Origin of the sequence: Paraburkholderia lebeckiae (assembly GCF_014201005.1) — a bacterium.
GTDB classification, from domain to species: domain Bacteria; phylum Pseudomonadota; class Gammaproteobacteria; order Burkholderiales; family Burkholderiaceae; genus Paraburkholderia; species Paraburkholderia tuberum.
Window position 1 is genome coordinate 66843 of sequence record NZ_JACHDK010000024.1, and the last position, 16621, is coordinate 83463.

The 16621-nt window shown below is 63.7% G+C and carries 16 protein-coding genes and 1 pseudogene; 15 read left to right on the forward strand and 2 right to left on the reverse strand.

Features of this window, described 5'->3' with window-relative positions; genetic code table 11:
• Positions 1–47 precede the first annotated feature (47 nt).
• The 9 genes from rpsA to cysM all read left to right on the forward strand — a co-directional run bounded on the left by rpsA (position 48) and on the right by cysM (position 9138).
• A complete protein-coding gene (gene rpsA / locus HDG39_RS29365; RefSeq protein ID WP_008921410.1) occupies positions 48–1781 on the forward strand; it encodes a 30S ribosomal protein S1 in 1734 nt (577 codons plus the stop codon).
• Positions 1782–1802: 21 nt separating this feature from the next.
• A complete protein-coding gene (locus HDG39_RS29370) occupies positions 1803–2126 on the forward strand; it encodes an integration host factor subunit beta (protein WP_006050255.1) in 324 nt (107 codons plus the stop codon).
• 298 nt (positions 2127–2424) lie between these two features.
• The gene (locus HDG39_RS29375) at positions 2425–2718 is read left to right on the forward strand and encodes a LapA family protein (protein WP_013090140.1); all 294 of its coding nucleotides are present in this window, start codon (positions 2425–2427) and stop codon (positions 2716–2718) included.
• Between the two features lie 69 nt (positions 2719–2787).
• Positions 2788–3963, forward strand: a complete 1176-nt coding sequence (lapB, locus tag HDG39_RS29380) for a lipopolysaccharide assembly protein LapB (protein ID WP_184011050.1) — start codon at positions 2788–2790, stop codon at positions 3961–3963.
• Between the two features lie 126 nt (positions 3964–4089).
• The gene (locus HDG39_RS29385) at positions 4090–5493 is read left to right on the forward strand and encodes a UDP-glucose dehydrogenase family protein (RefSeq protein ID WP_184011052.1); all 1404 of its coding nucleotides are present in this window, start codon (positions 4090–4092) and stop codon (positions 5491–5493) included.
• Positions 5459–6466 carry a D-glycero-beta-D-manno-heptose-7-phosphate kinase gene (gene rfaE1, locus HDG39_RS29390; RefSeq protein ID WP_084754155.1) on the forward strand — a complete coding sequence of 336 codons (1008 nt, stop codon included), beginning with the start codon at positions 5459–5461 and terminating at the stop codon, positions 6464–6466. Before HDG39_RS29385 ends, rfaE1 begins: the two co-directional genes overlap by 35 nt.
• 85 nt (positions 6467–6551) lie before the next feature.
• Positions 6552–7544 (forward strand): ADP-glyceromanno-heptose 6-epimerase, encoded by a 993-nt coding sequence (rfaD, locus tag HDG39_RS29395; RefSeq protein WP_184011054.1) that lies wholly within the window; start codon positions 6552–6554, stop codon positions 7542–7544.
• A 78-nt stretch (positions 7545–7622) separates the two neighbouring features.
• Complete coding sequence (locus HDG39_RS29400; RefSeq protein WP_026225969.1) at positions 7623–7997, forward strand: ComEA family DNA-binding protein; 375 nt, start codon at positions 7623–7625, stop codon at positions 7995–7997.
• A gap of 238 nt (positions 7998–8235) precedes the next feature.
• Positions 8236–9138 (forward strand): cysteine synthase CysM, encoded by a 903-nt coding sequence (cysM, locus tag HDG39_RS29405; RefSeq protein ID WP_184011056.1) that lies wholly within the window; start codon positions 8236–8238, stop codon positions 9136–9138.
• 111 nt (positions 9139–9249) lie between these two features.
• On the opposite strand, the gene mltB is transcribed toward cysM, so the two are convergent.
• Positions 9250–10428: a lytic murein transglycosylase B gene (gene mltB / locus HDG39_RS29410; RefSeq protein WP_184011058.1), complete on the reverse strand. Its 1179-nt coding sequence runs from the start codon at positions 10426–10428 to the stop codon at positions 9250–9252.
• A 331-nt stretch (positions 10429–10759) separates the two neighbouring features.
• Between mltB and HDG39_RS29415 the strand changes: the two genes are divergently transcribed.
• Positions 10760–11683 (forward strand): histone deacetylase family protein, encoded by a 924-nt coding sequence (locus HDG39_RS29415; RefSeq protein WP_184011060.1) that lies wholly within the window; start codon positions 10760–10762, stop codon positions 11681–11683.
• A gap of 79 nt (positions 11684–11762) precedes the next feature.
• Positions 11763–12572 (forward strand): enoyl-CoA hydratase, encoded by an 810-nt coding sequence (locus HDG39_RS29420; protein ID WP_184011062.1) that lies wholly within the window; start codon positions 11763–11765, stop codon positions 12570–12572.
• 27 nt (positions 12573–12599) lie between these two features.
• Here the strand turns inward: HDG39_RS29420 and HDG39_RS29425 are convergent, their stop codons facing one another.
• A complete protein-coding gene (locus HDG39_RS29425) occupies positions 12600–13505 on the reverse strand; it encodes an alpha/beta hydrolase (protein WP_184011064.1) in 906 nt (301 codons plus the stop codon).
• A 237-nt stretch (positions 13506–13742) separates the two neighbouring features.
• Here HDG39_RS29425 and HDG39_RS29430 point away from each other — a divergent pair, with 237 nt between their 5' ends.
• From HDG39_RS29430 to HDG39_RS29445, 4 genes and pseudogenes are all read left to right on the forward strand, one after another.
• Positions 13743–14777, forward strand: a complete 1035-nt coding sequence (locus HDG39_RS29430) for a methionine ABC transporter ATP-binding protein (RefSeq protein ID WP_184011067.1) — start codon at positions 13743–13745, stop codon at positions 14775–14777.
• Positions 14767–15420 (forward strand): methionine ABC transporter permease, encoded by a 654-nt coding sequence (locus HDG39_RS29435; protein ID WP_184011069.1) that lies wholly within the window; start codon positions 14767–14769, stop codon positions 15418–15420. The genes HDG39_RS29430 and HDG39_RS29435 overlap by 11 nt, the downstream gene beginning before the upstream one ends.
• Before the next feature lie 48 nt (positions 15421–15468).
• Positions 15469–16266 (forward strand): MetQ/NlpA family ABC transporter substrate-binding protein, encoded by a 798-nt coding sequence (locus HDG39_RS29440; protein WP_184011070.1) that lies wholly within the window; start codon positions 15469–15471, stop codon positions 16264–16266.
• A 235-nt stretch (positions 16267–16501) separates the two neighbouring features.
• A pseudogene (locus HDG39_RS29445) lies at positions 16502–16621 on the forward strand (electron transfer flavoprotein subunit beta/FixA family protein); the annotation flags it as partial.

A 16621-nucleotide genomic window follows, 5' to 3' on the forward strand; every position in this document is an offset into this window, starting at 1 on the left:
TTGCCGCAGTTGCTGACCAGTCCGGTGAGCCAGGCGTTCCGAAGACCATGCAAACTCTGATTTTTATGTCCGACCTGCAAACCTCTACCCCGAATACCGAATCTTTTGCGGCTCTGTTCGAAGAGTCGCTGACCAAGCAGGACATGCGCGCTGGCGAAGTGATCTCCGCGGAAGTCGTGCGTGTCGACCACAACTTCGTGGTCGTGAACGCTGGTCTGAAGTCCGAAGCCTACATCCCGCTCGAAGAGTTCCTGAACGACGCGGGCGAGGTAGAAGTGCAGGCGGGCGACTTCGTTTCCGTCGCGATCGACGCGCTGGAAAACGGCTATGGCGACACCATCCTGTCGCGTGACAAGGCGAAGCGTCTGGCTTCGTGGCTGTCGCTGGAAAAGGCGCTGGACAACAACGAACTCGTAACCGGCACGATCACGGGCAAGGTCAAGGGCGGTATGACCGTGATGGTCAACGGCATCCGCGCGTTCCTGCCGGGTTCGCTGGTTGATACGCGTCCGGTCAAGGACACGACCCCGTACGAAGGCAAGACGCTCGAATTCCGCGTCATTAAGCTCGACCGCAAGCGTAACAACGTCGTGCTGTCGCGCCGCGCTGTCATCGAGGCAACGCAAGGCGAAGAGCGCGCGAAGCTGCTCGAAACGCTGAAGGAAGGCGCGATCGTCGAAGGCGTGGTCAAGAACATCACCGACTACGGCGCGTTCGTGGACCTCGGCGGTATCGACGGCCTGCTGCACATCACCGACATTGCATGGCGTCGTGTGCGTCACCCGAGCGAAGTTCTGTCGGTTGGCCAGGAAGTCACCGCGAAGATCCTCAAGTTCGACCAGGAAAAGAACCGCGTTTCGCTCGGTATCAAGCAACTGGGCGACGATCCGTGGGAAGGCATCTCGCGCCGTTACCCGTCGGGCACGCGTCTGTTCGGTAAGGTCACCAACATCACCGACTACGGCGCATTCGTCGAAGTGGAATCGGGCATCGAAGGCCTCGTCCACGTGTCGGAAATGGACTGGACCAACAAGAACGTTGCTCCGTCGAAGGTTGTCCAATTGGGCGACGAAGTCGAAGTCATGGTTCTCGAAATCGACGAAGACCGCCGTCGTATCAGCCTCGGCATGAAGCAGTGCAAGCCGAACCCGTGGGACGACTTCAGCCGCAACTTCAAGAAGGGCGACAAGATCAGCGGCGCCATCAAGTCGATCACCGACTTCGGCGTGTTCATCGGTCTGCCGGGCGGCATCGACGGTCTGGTTCACCTGTCGGATCTGTCGTGGAGCGAAACCGGCGAGGAAGCCGTTCGCAAGTACAAGAAGGGCGACGAAGTGGAAGCGATCGTTCTCGGCATCGACGTCGAGAAGGAACGTATTTCGCTGGGTATCAAGCAGCTCGAAGGCGACCCGTTCAGCAACTACGTTGCAATGAACGACAAGGGTTCGGTCGTCGACGGTACCGTCAAGTCGGTGGACGCGAAGGGTGCTGTGGTCCAGCTGTCGGGTGAAGTCGAAGGCTACCTGCGTGCTTCGGAAATCGCCCAGGACCGCGTGGAAGACGCTCGCAACGTGCTGAAGGAAGGCGACAAGGTCAACGCGATGATCATCAACATCGATCGCAAGTCGCGTGGCATCAACCTGTCGATCAAGGCGAAGGATTCGGCTGAGCAGCAGGAAGCCATCCGCGGTCTCGCTGCTTCGGATTCGAGCGCAGCCGCTACCGGCACGACGAACCTGGGCGCGCTGCTGAAGGCCAAGCTCGACGGCCAGAACCAGTAAGCCTGAGAGGTCTGCTGCAGTATGACCAAATCGGAATTGGTCGCCCAGCTGGCTACGCGATTTCCGCAACTTGTTCTCAAAGATGCGGATTTCGCGGTGAAGACGATGCTCGATGCGATGTCGGAGGCGCTTGCCAAAGGTCATCGCATCGAAATTCGTGGCTTCGGCAGCTTCGGCCTCAACCGCCGTCCCTCCCGCGTCGGACGCAATCCGAAGTCGGGCGAGAAGGTGCTGGTACCCGAGAAGTACGTACCGCACTTCAAGCCGGGCAAGGAATTGCGTGAGCGGGTGGATCGTCGCGCGGGCGAGCCGCTGAAGGCCGAGGAGCCGGATGACGACCTTTAATGGCTCCGCTGTGCGTCTTGCAGCGTGGCATAGCTAGCGTCAGCGGCCAAAGCCAGTCGGCAAAAGACCAGGAAAAGCGCCTTCGGGCGCTTTTTTTTCGTCCATCGTTTGAGAAGAGGGCGCCTTCCGGTGCGGTCTTTGCATTTCGCGAATCACCCGTAAGTGCGCCATCCCGCCACTTGCTGCCCAGCCCCGAGGTCATCCATTACAATACGGGTCACTTCGGCGCGGGCAACACCGTGGCGCGACGCGTCATCGAGCCGGCGTCACCCCGCAACTGCCGTCAAGAGATCTATTCATGAAATTTATCGTCTGGCTGATCCGTGTGCTGGTGTTCGTGCTGCTGCTGGTGCTGGCGCTCTCCAACACGCAACCCGCTACGCTGAATTTCCTCGCCGGCTACGTCTGGTCGGCGCCTCTGATTCTGATCGGCCTCGCGTTTTTCGTGATCGGCTTGCTCGCGGGGCTCGTGTCGGCGATGCCGGCCGTCGTACGTCTGCGCATGGAGAATGGCCGGCTCAGGCGCGAGTTGCGCGTGGCGCGCGAAACTCCAGCCGTCGTCGAGCAGCCGCCGATGCCGCCGCTGATCTGAACTCCGTTGCGTCGCGCGCTCTGAGCGCGGCTTTTCGTTTTCGCTTTCCCGCACATTTGCATTAATCGCATGGATCTAGACTTCTGGTGGCTGCTGGTCGTACCCGTCGCATTCGCGTTCGGCTGGATGGCGGCGCGCTACGACCTCAAGACGCTGCTGTCCGAAAGCGCGAACCTGCCGCGGTCCTATTTTCGCGGCCTGAACTTCCTGCTGAACGAGCAGCCCGACCAGGCGATCGACGCATTCATCGAGGTCGTCAAGCTCGACCCTGAAACGGTCGAATTGCATTTCGCGCTCGGCAATCTGTTCCGCCGGCGCGGCGAAACGGATCGAGCGATCCGCGTGCATCAAAATCTGCTTAGCCGCGCGGACCTGCCTGTCAGCGAGCGCGATCACGCGCTGTACGAACTCGGCCAGGACTTCCTGAAAGCGGGTCTGCTCGACCGTGCCGAGGAAACCTTCCGCTCGCTGCAGGCGGGCGATTACGCACTGGGCGCGCAACGCGCGCTGTTGACGATCTACGAGATCGAGAAGGACTGGGTCAAGTCGATCGATACCGCGCGTCACCTCGAAACGATGGGCGCGCCGTCGCTCGACAAGGAAATCGCGCAGTTCCATTGCGAACTTGCTCAGGAAGCGCTGCAGCAGAAGAAACCGGACGAAGCGCGCCATCAGCTCCGTCTCGCGCTGAAGGCGAACCCGACCAACGTGCGCGCGACGATCCTGTTCGGCGACGTCGACGCGGTCGGCGGCGCGTCCGAAGCGGCGATCGGTCAATGGCGCCGCGTCGAGGAGCAGAACCCCGCGTATCTGCCGCTCGTCGCCGAGAAAATCATGAAGGAGTATGAAGCGCTCGGCCGCGCGCAGGAGGGCGCCGATCTGTTGACCACGTGGGTCGACCGTCATCCGAACAACGATCTGCTCGACGTCGCGTATCAGCACGTCGCGTCGCTGCGCGGCGCCGATGCCGCGCATGCGCTCGCGCGCACGCAGATGCAGAAGTCGCCGAATCTGGCCGGCATGACGCGTCTGCTCGAAGCGCAGCAGGCCGTCGCCGAAGAGCCGCGGCGCAGCGAGCTCGAACTGATGCGCACACTGATCCGCCAGCGCACCAAGAATCTGCCACGCTATACGTGCCAGAATTGTGGTTTCCGGGCGCGGCTTTTCTACTGGCAGTGCCCGGGATGCAGCGGTTGGGAAACCTATGCGCCGCGCCGCATCGAGCCGATTACCGCGTCGAGTTGACGCCGCACAGGTGGCTTTGGCCGCGTCGGCGTTCATTGCCACGCAACCGCTCCGCGAATTTCGCAACGAGTTTATCGCCGGCCTCATGAGCGGCATTCATTACCGGAACCTTCCACCGGAAAGCGTATGAAAATCACCATTATCGGCACCGGCTATGTGGGCCTTGTCACCGGCGCATGTCTCGCCGAAATCGGCAATGACGTCTTCTGTCTCGACGTCGATCAGCGCAAGATCGACATCCTCAACAAAGGCGGCGTGCCGATTCACGAACCGGGCTTGCAGGAGATGATCGCCCGCACGCGCGCGGCTGGCCGCATCACGTTCTCGACCGATGTCGCCGCGAGCGTCGCGCACGGTGACGTGCAGTTCATCGCGGTCGGCACACCGCCCGACGAAGACGGCTCCGCCGATCTGCAATATGTGCTCGAGGCCGCGCGCAACATCGGCCGCACGATGAATGGTTTCAAGGTGATCGTCGACAAATCGACGGTGCCGGTCGGCACCGCGCAGCGCGTGCGCGCGGTGGTCAATGAAGAGCTCGCGAAGCGCGGGCTTGCCGGCAGCGCGCAGCATCGCTTCTCGGTCGTGTCGAATCCCGAGTTCCTGAAAGAAGGTGCGGCCGTCGACGACTTCATGCGCCCCGACCGTATCGTGATCGGTATCGACGAAGACGAAGCGGGCGTGCGGGCGCGCGAAATGATGAAGCGTCTGTACGCGCCGTTCAACCGCAATCACGAACGCACGTTGTACATGGACGTTCGCTCGGCCGAGTTCACCAAGTACGCGGCCAACGCGATGCTCGCGACGCGCATCTCGTTCATGAACGAGATGTCGAATCTCGCGGACAAGGTCGGCGCCGACATCGAAGCGGTGCGCCGCGGCATCGGTTCCGATCCGCGCATCGGCTATCACTTCCTGTATGCGGGCTGCGGCTATGGCGGCTCGTGCTTCCCGAAGGATGTGCAGGCGCTGATCCGCACCGCGAGCGAGAGCGGCCACAACCTGCGGATTCTCGAGGCGGTCGAGGAAGTGAACTACCAGCAGAAGGACGTGCTCGTGAACAAGATCACCGCGAAGCTCGGCGACGATTTGAGCGGCCGCGCGTTCGCGGTGTGGGGTCTCGCATTCAAGCCGAATACCGACGACATGCGCGAGGCGCCGAGCCGTCGCGTGATCGGCGAGTTGCTTGCGCGCGGCGCGAACGTGCGTGCGTACGATCCGGTCGCCGTGACCGAGGCGCGTCGCGTATTCGCGATGGATCTGCACGCTGCGCCGGAGCAGCTGGCGCGTCTCACCTTCATGAGCACCCAGGACGAAACGCTGATCGGCGCCGACGCGCTCGTGATCGTGACCGAATGGAAGGAGTTCAAGAGTCCTGATTTCGTGCATCTGAAATCGGTGCTGAAGACACCGCTGATTTTCGACGGCCGCAATCTGTACGAACCGGACGCGATGACCGAGCTCGGTATCGACTACCACGCCATTGGACGCCCCTATGCCCAACCCTCTGAACTTCCGGCCGATGCCTGAGGCCATGCCCGCGGCGCCCGCGTCCATGACGGCGCAGAAGCTCACGGTCGTGCCGCGCGCGCAGCTCAACGCGGCGCGCGTGCTGGTGGTCGGCGACGTGATGCTCGACCGATACTGGTTCGGCGACGTCAACCGCATTTCTCCGGAGGCGCCCGTGCCGGTCGTGCACGTGCAGCGCCAGGAAGATCGGCTGGGCGGCGCGGCGAACGTCGCGCGCAACGCGGTCGCGCTCAGCGCGCAGGCGGGTCTTTTGTGCGTGGTCGGTCATGACGAGCCCGGCGAGCGCATCGTGCAGTTGCTCGGCGAAAGCGGCGTGACGCCGCATCTGGAACGCGATCCGGCCTTGCTGACGACGATCAAGCTGCGCGTGCTGTCGCGTCAGCAGCAATTGCTGCGCGTCGATTTCGAAAACTCGCCGGCGCACGAGGTGCTGCTAGCGGGCCTCGCTCGTTTCGACGAGCTGCTGCCGTCATACGACGTGATCCTGATGTCCGACTACGCGAAGGGCGGCCTCACGCACGTCACGCAAATGATCGCGAAGGCGCACGCGGCTGGCAAACCGGTGTTGGTCGATCCGAAGGGTGACGACTGGGAGCGCTATCGCGGCGCGACGCTGATCACGCCGAATCGCGCGGAATTGCGCGAGGTCGTCGGACAGTGGAAGTCCGAGGAAGATCTGATCGCGCGCGTCACGAAGCTGCGCGCCGAGCTCCAGTTCAAGGCGCTGCTGCTGACGCGCTCGGAGGAGGGCATGACGCTGTTCTCCGACGATGGCATCCTGCACGCGTCGGCCGTTGCGCGCGAAGTGTATGATGTGTCGGGCGCGGGCGACACCGTGATCGCGACACTCGCCGCGATGCTCGGCGCGGGTCTTTCGCTCGTCGACGCGGTCGGACTCGCGAATCGCGCGGCCGGCATCGTGGTCGGCAAACTGGGCACCGCCACCGTCGACTACGACGAACTCTTTTCCTGATGCAGCCCGCGGGGCGCCGTCGTCCGACGGACCAGCGGACCTCGCGCGGCGTTGACTGAACGAAGCTCACTACCGCAGGATCACCATGACCGTCATCGTCACCGGCGCGGCCGGTTTTATCGGCAGCAATCTCGTGAAGGCGCTCAACGAGCGCGGCGAACAGCGCATCATCGCCGTCGATAACCTCACACGCGCGGACAAGTTCAGGAATCTGGTCGACTGCGAAATCGACGACTATCTCGACAAAACCGAATTCGTCGAGCGCTTCAGGCGCGGCGACTTCGGCAAGGTGCGCGCTATCTTCCACGAAGGCGCCTGCTCGGACACGATGGAAACCGACGGCCGCTACATGATGGACAACAACTACCGCTATAGCCGCGACGTGCTGGACATCTGCCTCGCGCAGAACGTCCAGTTCCTGTACGCGTCGTCGGCGGCGACGTATGGCGGCTCGAGCCGCTTCGTCGAGGAGCGAGAGGTCGAGCAGCCGCTGAACGTGTACGGCTATTCGAAGTTCCTGTTCGATCAGGTGATTCGCCGCGTGCTGCCCACGGCGAAGAGCCAGATCGTGGGCTTCCGTTATTTCAACGTCTACGGTCCGCGTGAAACGCACAAGGCGCGCATGGCGTCGGTCGCGTTTCACAACTTCAACCAGTTCCGCGCCGAGGGCAAGGTCAAGCTGTTCGGCGAGTACAACGGCTATGCGGCCGGCGAGCAGACGCGCGATTTCATCTCGGTCGAAGACGTCGTCAAGGTCAACCTGTTCTTCTTCGATCATCCGGAGAAGTCAGGCATTTTCAATCTCGGCACCGGCCGCGCGCAGCCGTTCAACGATATCGCGAGCACTGTGGTCAACACGCTGCGCGCGCTGAACAACGAGCCGGCGCTGTCGCTTGCGGATCAGGTGCAACGCGGGCTGATCGAGTACATTCCGTTCCCCGACGCGCTGCGCGGCAAGTATCAGTGCTTCACGCAGGCCGATCAGTCGAAACTGCGCACGGCCGGCTACGACGCGCCGTTTCTGAGCGTGCAGGAAGGCGTCGATCGTTACGTGCGTTGGCTGTTCGGCCAGGTGTGATTCGTACGTCATCCTCTTTAAACTGGAATCTCCTGGCCGGTGATGGTCGCCGGCCAGTGGCAACAGGGAGATTCCAATATGTTTCGAAAAGTACTGGTTACCGCGGCGATGCTCGCCGCTTTCGGCCACGCGTATGCGGCGGTCGACGTCAACACGGCTAACGAAGACGCGCTGCGCGGCATCAAGGGCATTGGTCCGGCAAAAGCCAAAGCGATTGTCGAGGAACGTAATGCGCACGGCCCGTTCAAGGACGCGGCGGATCTCGGCAAGCGCGTCAAGGGCATGGGCGCGCACACCATCGAGCGCCTGCAGGCGGAGGGTCTCGCTGTCGGACCGGCTGGCGCGGCTGCTAGCACGCAGGTTGCGGCAGCTGCGGCGGGCAAGGAGCCGGCCGCTACGGCCGCGTCCGCCGCCACGCAGAAGGGCGCCGCCGCAGTGGCGGTGAAGAAGTAAGCGGCCGCGAGCCTTGCGCGTGCCATGCTGACGAGCGGCTTGCGGCGCGCAGGGTTCGCGAACGTTCCATTGCTTCGATTGGTACACACACTTTCCCGCGGCTCGCAGCCGCGGGCTTTTTGCGTAGCAACCGCCATGCATCCATGCGGACAGAAGGGCTGCAGGGCGGCGCCGGAGATCGTGGTTTAGAATCGATGGATTAAAGACACTCTTTCGCGCATCGATTGCTAGACCCCATATGGCATACAAAACGATTGAAGACACGGTCGGCAATACGCCGCTCGTACAACTCGTCCGGCTTCCCGACGACGAGATCCGTAGCCGCAACAATGTGATCCTCGCGAAGCTCGAGGGCAACAATCCCGCGGGGTCGGTGAAAGACCGGCCGGCGTTGTCGATGATCAAGAAGGCCGAAGCGCGCGGACGCATCAAGCCGGGCGACACGCTGATCGAATCGACGAGCGGCAACACCGGCATCGCGCTCGCGATGGCCGCCGCGGTCCGCGGCTACAGGATGGTGCTGATCATGCCGGAAGATCTGTCGGTCGAGCGCCGTCAGAGCATGGCCGCCTACGGCGCGGAAATCATTCTGACGCCGGTCAAAGGCGGCATGGAATACGCCCGCGATCTCGCCGAGCAGATGCAGCGCGAGGGGAAGGGCATCATCCTCGATCAGTTCGCGAACCCGGACAATCCGGCCTCGCACATCGAAGGCACGGGCCCGGAAATCTGGCGCGACACGGAAGGGCGCATCACGCACTTCGTGTCGTCGATGGGCACGACCGGCACGATCATGGGCGTGTCGACGTATCTGAAAATGCAGAACCAGCAGATCGAAATCATCGGCGCGCAGCCGGAAGAGGGCTCGCGTATTCCGGGTATTCGCAAGTGGCCGGAAGCGTATCTGCCGAAAATCTTCGACCGCAGCCGCGTCGACCGCGTGGAGAACGTTAGTCAATCCGCGGCCGAGGCGATGGCGCGCCGCCTTGCGTCGGTCGAAGGCATCTTCGCGGGCATTTCGTCGGGTGGCGCGTGCGAAGTCGCGCTGCGCATCGCGCGTCAGGTCGAGAACGCGACGATCGTGTTCATCGTCTGCGATCGCGGGGACCGTTATCTGTCCACGGGGGTATTTCCCGCGTAAGCGGGTCGCCGGCGCCTTCGCGGGTGCACGAACCAATAAAAATGCGCTGGTCGAGCCGGCGCATTTTTACGTGCTTCAACGCGAGGCGCGCACGGCGACTCGCGGCGCGACTCACTGCGAATCCGAGTTCGACTGATCCGCCTGGCCTTGCGACGCGCCGCCGTTGTTGGCCGCTTTCGCGGCATTCGCCGCGTCGATCGCCTCCATCTGCGCCTTGACCTTCTGGCCAAGCTGGTACACCGCGAGCGCGTAGAAGAAGCTGCGGTTGTAGCGCGTGAGCACGTAGAAATTCTTCAGGCCGAGCACGAACTCGGTGCCGCGTCCCGGCGTCGGCAGATCGACCACCGTGACCGGCGTGCCCGCTTCGGAAGCAATGTCGACGTTCGACTCGTTCAGCACGAGGCCGGCACGCAGCAACTGGTCGAGCGGCCAGTGCGGCTCCGGCTGCCCATTGGCCGCGGCCTGCGCGACACCGAGGCTGCCCGCGTCCGAGCCGATTCGCCATACCACCGGCCGGCCGCTTTCCCAGCCGTTCTGGCGCAGATAGTTCGCGACGCTGCCGATCGCATCCGCATCGCTCGTGCGCAGATCGATGCGCTTGTTGCCTTCGTAGTCGACCGCGTATTGGACGATGCTGCTCGGCAGGAACTGCGGAATGCCGATCGCGCCGGTGTACGAGCCGAGCACCGTGTTTGGGTCGATCTGCGCGTCGCGCGTCCACACCAGGTAGTCTTCGAGATTCTTGCGGAAGGTCGCCTGGCGGTCCGCGCGATTCGCGGTGTTCGGATAATCGAAGCTCAGCGTGGTCAGCGCATCGAGCACGCGGAAATTACCCATGTAGCGACCGTAGATCGTCTCGACGCCGATGATGCCGACGATCATCTCCGGCGGCACGCCGAACTCCTGATACGCGCGCTGCAGCGTGGCCCGGTTCTCGCGCCAGAACTGCACGCCGGCATTGACGCGCACCGGGTCGAGGAAGCGCGCCTGATACGAGCGCCAGTTCTTGACCGACGGCGTCGGTGACGGGGTGACCAGCTTCACTGCGGTCGCCGAGTAGCTGACGCCGGTGAACAGCGCGTGCAGCGACGCTTCGTCGAAATCGTAGCGCGCGACCATCTCGTTGATGAACGCATCGACGTTCGCGTTGTTCGCATAGCGCTGCGGAATGATCTCTTCCTCGAACGTCTGTCCTTGCGGTACCGGCTGCTGCGGCTGGCTCTGCGCGAGTTGCACCGGCGCTTTCCTCGTGGCGCTTTGCGCGCTCGCGGGACTTGCCGCGATGAACATGCACGATGCGACGATCAGTGAGGCGGCGTGGGTGCCGAGGCGAAGACGGTTGCGTGGGGATCCTGCGGACAGAGCAAGCTTGACGGTCATGGTGAGCAGTGAGCGCGATGCGTGAAAGGCTGGAAGCAGTCGGAAAGCGGCAGGAACGAAACGGCGAATAACGGGTCGGGGAAGTATACCCGACGGCTCCCGCAAAACCGTGCTGAATCGGCGACAGCGGCGTCGTGTGGTAACTTGACGAATGGAGGCGCGCGGGGGCGCGCGCCGCTCGACGGAGACACGCCGCGCGCGCAGTTCATGCGCCGCGCAGAAGAGACGCACAACACGAACTATGGCAACAGGCTTCTATTCCCATCCCGACTGTCTGCTGCACGACATGGGGCAGTGGCACCCCGAGTGTCCCGCGCGCCTGCAGGCGATCGAGGATCAACTGATCGCAAGCCGCATCGACGCGCTGATCGAGCGCGAATCGCCGCCGCTCGTCGACGAGGCCACGCTGCTGCGAGTGCACACGCGGGCGCACGTCGACTACATCCGCGGTCGCTCGCCCGTCGAGGGCATGGCCGAGATCGATCCCGACACGGCGATGAATCCGCACACGTGGCAGGCCGCGTTGCGCGCGGCGGGCGCGGCGGTCGCCGCCACCGACGCGGTGATCGAAGGCCGCTACGACAACGCGTTCTGCAGCGTGCGGCCGCCGGGCCATCACGCGGAGCCGGCGCGTGCGATGGGCTTCTGCTTTTTCAACAACATCGCGATCGCCGCGCGCCACGCGCTCGACGTGCATGGTCTCGCGCGCGTCGCCATCATCGACTTCGACGTGCATCACGGCAACGGCACCGAGGCCGCGTTCTCGGGCGACCCGCGCGTGCTGATGTGCAGTATCTTCCAGCACCCGTTCTATCCGTTCACGGGCGCCGACAACCAGGCGTCCAACATGTGCAACGTGCCGATGCCGGCGCGTTCGAACGGCATGGCCGTGCGCGAAGCGGTCGATATGCTGTGGTTGCCGCGCCTGCACGAATTCAGGCCGGAGATGCTGTTCATCTCGGCCGGCTTCGATGCGCATCGCGAGGACGACCTCGGCAACATGGGCCTCGTCGAAGACGATTACGCGTGGATCACCGACCAGATGCGCGAGATCGCGCGGCGTTATGCGCGTGGGCGCATCGTCAGTTGTCTCGAGGGCGGCTACAACCTGTCGGCGCTCGGACGCAGCGTGGTCGCGCACGTGCGGTCGCTGGCGGAGATCTGAGGTCGCCCGACTGCACGCGGCGACAGCGGCTCGAAAGCCAGCGAGCGAAAATCGACATTCACGCACCGAGGAGCGAGCCATGAACACCAGTCCCGGCAGCACCGGCGATGCGTCGCTGGTCACGATCGAACACGATGCGTATCGCGTAGCGGGCGTCGTGCGCGTGACGATGAACCGGCCCGATGCGTTCAACGCGCTGTCCGAAGCGTTGCTCGACGGACTGCAGCAGACGCTGACCGGGATCGCGAAGACCGATGCCCGCGTGGTCGTGATCGCCGGCGCTGGCCGCGCGTTCTGCGCGGGGCACGACCTGAAGGAAATGCGCGCGGCGCCATCGCTTGCTTACTACCAGCAACTGTTCGCGCGCTGCACGAAGCTGATGCTGACGATCCAGCGCATGCCGCAGCCGGTGATCGCGTGCGTGCATGGCATCGCGACCGCCGCCGGCTGCCAGCTGGTCGCGATGTGCGATCTCGCGGTCGCCGCCGATACCGCGCGCTTCGCCGTATCGGGCGTGAACCTCGGATTGTTCTGCGCGACACCGTCGGTGCCGCTGTCGCGCAACCTGTCGCGCAAGGCCGCGCTCGAAATGCTGCTGACCGGCGATTTCATCGACGCCGCCGAAGCGCGCAAGCAGGGGCTCGTGAATCGCGTCGCCCCTGCCGATGCGCTCGACGACGAAGTCGCGCGGCTCGCCGCGAGCATCTGCGCGAAGCCTGTCGAAGCTGTCAGCGCGGGCAAGGGCCTGTTCTACCGGCAGCTCGAAATGGGTATCGAAGCCGCGTACCAGCTCGCGGGGCAGACGATGGCCTGCAACATGATGGCCGACTCGGCGCTCGAAGGCGTGCAGGCTTTCATCGACAAACGCGCGCCGGAGTGGAAGCGGTAGTCGACGGCCAGCAAGCGCCGCGTCTCGTCAACTCGATCCCACCGCCCGCCTTTCGATCCACTCGACCAACGCCTCGATCACCCGATCGCGATCGAGGTCGTTCATCGTCTCGTGGTAGCTACCCTCGTGCAGCGTGAGCGTCTTGTCCGGCGAGCCCGCGTGCTCGCCGAACGCGCGGCTGCCGTCGGGCTCGGTCAGTTTGTCGTCGGTGCCATGAAACACGAGCAGCGGCATGCGCAGCCTCGCGCGTCCGCGTTCGATGCGCGCCATCGCGAGCAGCAGCTCGGCGCCCGTGCGCACCGGAATCGCGTCGTGATGCACGAGCGGATCGTTGAGGTTGGCTTTGACCACCGGCTGAAGGCGCGAGAGCAGCGCAGGGTCGATCTTCATCGCCGGGAAGGTTGGGTAGACGCGGCTGATCACCTGGCTTAGCACGAGCATCCACTTCGGCACGTCGCGGCCCGGCGCGAGCGCGGGGCTCGACAGGATCAGGCCGGCAAGGCGCCGCCCGCTCGCGTCGAGGCGCTCTATCGCGTACAGCGCCGCCACCGCGCCACCCATGCTGTGACCCATCAGGAATAACGGCGCACAGCTTTGCGCGGCGGCGTCGAGCAGCGCCTGCGCATCGAGCAGGTAGTCGTCGAAGCGTCTCACATAGGCGCGCTTGCCGGGCGCGTGGCCGTGGCCACGCAGATCGATCGCGACGAGCTCGATGCCCGCCGCGTTGAGCCGGCCCGCTACGGCGGCGTAACGGCCGGCGTGCTCGGCGAGGCCGTGCAGCAGCGCGACCGTCGCGCGTATCGGCCCGTTCGGCCGCCAGCGATACAGCGGCAACTGGATGCCATCGCCGGTCGTCACCGACGCGCGCTGCGGCGCATCTTTATTGAGACTGCCGGCGCTCGCGCGCACGGTGTGGCTCGGGGGAGTTTGCATGGCGGCGGCCTGTGCTGAAGGAGGGTGGCCCGATCATAGTCGTAGCGGCGCGAAGCGCGTGAGCTTCGTGCAAAAGGCGCAGCTCTAATGCCCTTAGGTTATGAAAAGATCGAAATTGATTATTAAAGGGTATGTCGCCGCTGCGGTAGAATGACGACCTCAAATCCCAATAAAAGAAACGGCGGCCGCTTGTCGGGAGCACGATGCTCGCCGGCAGCCTCCGCCGTTTTCGTTTCCATGATCGAAATACGCAATGTTTCCCAGCGGTTTGCCGGGCCCCGGGGGTGGGTCGAGGCGCTGCACAACGTCAATCTGACGATTCCGGCGGGCGAGGTGTTCGGCATCATCGGCCGCAGCGGCGCGGGCAAGAGCACGCTCGTGCGCACGATCAACCTGCTGACGCGCCCATCCGAGGGCAACATCCTCGTCAACGGCCGCGATCTGACGACGCTGCCCGCCGCGCAACTGCGCGACGCGCGTCGCGAGATAGGCATGATCTTCCAGCACTTCAATCTGTTGTCGTCGCGCACCGTGTACGAGAACGTCGCGCTGCCGCTCGAACTGGCCGGCATGAAGCGCGACGAGATCGAGGCGAACGTGCTGCCGCTGCTTGAGCTCGTCGGTCTGTCGGCGCAGAAGGACCGCTATCCGGCGCAGATCAGCGGCGGGCAGAAGCAGCGCGTGGGCATCGCGCGTGCGCTCGCGAGCAAGCCGAAGGTGCTGCTGTCGGACGAGGCGACCTCCGCGCTCGACCCCGAAACCACGCGCGCGATCCTCGATCTGCTCAAGCGCATCAACCGCGAACTGAACCTGACGATCGTGCTGATCACTCACCAGATGGACGTGATCAAGCAGGTCTGCGATCGCGTCGCGGTGCTCGACGCGGGCCGCGTGGTCGAAGAGGGCAAGGTCATCGACGTGTTCCTGGAGCCGCACCACGAAGTCACGCGCGCGCTGATCGGCGACGTGATCGCGCAGGAGCTGCCGCCCGCCATGAAGGCGCGCGTCGCGCAGCGGTTGAAGACCGGCAGCGGCCATCTGCTGCGCCTCGCGTTCACCGGTTCGGGCGTCGATCAGCCGATCCTGTCGGAGACGATTCGCCGCTACGAGCTCGACCTCAACATCCTGCACGGCCAGATCGACGAAATCCAGGGGCAGGCGTTTGGCTCGCTCGCGGTACTCGCGGGCGGCGATCCGGCCAAGGTCGCGCAGGCGATCACGTTTTTGCGCGAGCAGGGTGTCGTAGTGGAGGAGCTCTCGCATGTTGAGTGAAATGTTCGATATGTTCGTCCAGTCGTTCTGGGAGACGCTCATCATGGTGGGCGTCTCCGGACTGGTTGGCGCTGTGGTCGGCGTGCCGCTCGGCGTGCTGCTGTATCTGACCGACCGCCAGGGCGTGCTTGAAAACGTCGCGTTGAATCGCGTGATGGGCGTGATCGTCAACGCCGTGCGCTCGACGCCGTTCATCATCCTGCTGGTCGCGGTGATTCCGTTTACGCGACTTGTCGTCGGTTCGTCAATCGGCACCGCGGCCGCGATCGTGCCGCTGACGATCGCCGCGGCGCCGTTCATCGCGCGTCTGGTCGAAACGGCGCTGCGCGAGGTCGATCGCGGGCTTATCGAGGCGGCCCAGGCGATGGGCGCGACCACCAGCCAGATCGTCTTCAAGGTGCTGTTGCCGGAATCGCTGCCGGGAGTGGTCGCCGGGTTGACGATCACGTTCGTGTCGCTGGTCGGCTATTCGGCGATGGCCGGCGCGATCGGCGGCGGCGGTCTTGGCGACCTCGGCATCCGCTACGGCTATCAGCGCTTCCTGCCGGAAGTGATGCTTGCGGTCGTGCTGATACTGATCGTGTTCGTGCAACTGGTGCAGTCGTTTGGGGATTGGCTCGTGCGTCGTCTGAGCCACAAATAAACAAGGGCGTTCGGAAGCCCGCTAAGAAAGATTCGGAAGAGGTCCATCATGCAACGTCGCTTAATTCTCAAGCTCGCCGCCGTATTCGGCGCGGCAACGCTCTTCGCCACCACCGCGGCGCATGCCGAAGACACGATCAAGGTTGGCGTCACCGGCGGCCCGCACGCGCAGATCATGGACGTCGTGAAGACGATCGCCGCGAAGAACGGCCTGAACATCAAGATCGTCGAATTCTCCGACTACGTGCAGCCGAACGCGGCGCTCGCGGGCGGCGATCTGGATGCGAACAGCTACCAGCACGACCCGTACTTGCAGGCGCAGGTGAAGGATCGCGGCTACAAGCTGATCCGTATCGCCGATACGGTCACATACCCGATGGGTATCTACTCGAAGAAGGTGAAGTCGCTCGCCGAACTGCAGCCGGGCGCGAAGATCGCCGTGCCGAACGACCCGACCAACGGCGGCCGCGCGCTGCTGTTGCTGCAGAAGCAGGGCTTGCTGAAGCTGCGCGCCGAGGCGGGTCTGAAGGCGACGCCGCTCGACATCGTCGACAATCCGAAGAAACTAAAGATCGTCGAGCTTGACGCGGCGCAGATTCCGCGTTCGCTGGGCGATGTCGATGCCGCCGCGATCAACACCAACTTCGCGATGGAAGCAGGCCTCAAGCCAACGCAGGACGCTATCGCAATCGAGGACCGGAAAGGTCCCTACGTGAACGTGATCGCGATTCGCGAAGCGGACAAGAACAAGCCGTGGGTCGCGAAGCTCGTCGCGGCGTACCACTCGCCGGAAGTGAAGCAGTTCGTCGACAGCAAATTCGGCGGCTCGGTGATCACCTCCTGGTGATGCAACGCCCGCGGACCTCGCAGAATACGACGGCAATGCGAAATTAGAGGTCTGAGTCGGAACCCGGGGTTGTCTCCCGGGTTTTTTGGAGATTAAAATAGAACGATCGTTCGATATTGCCGTCACGCCGCTGAGGACCGATATCCTCCCGCAAAGCGCCCGCGACACGGCTGTCATGAGGGCAGTCGCTATAATGTTCGTCGGGTTGACGTATTCGTAACTTTGGAGCGAGTGCATGAAAATTCTGGTGCCAGTTAAGAGAGTGGTCGACTACAACGTGAAGGTCCGCGTGAAATCGGACGGTACGGGCGTCGATATCGCGAACGTGAAAATGTCGATGAACCCGTTCGACGAA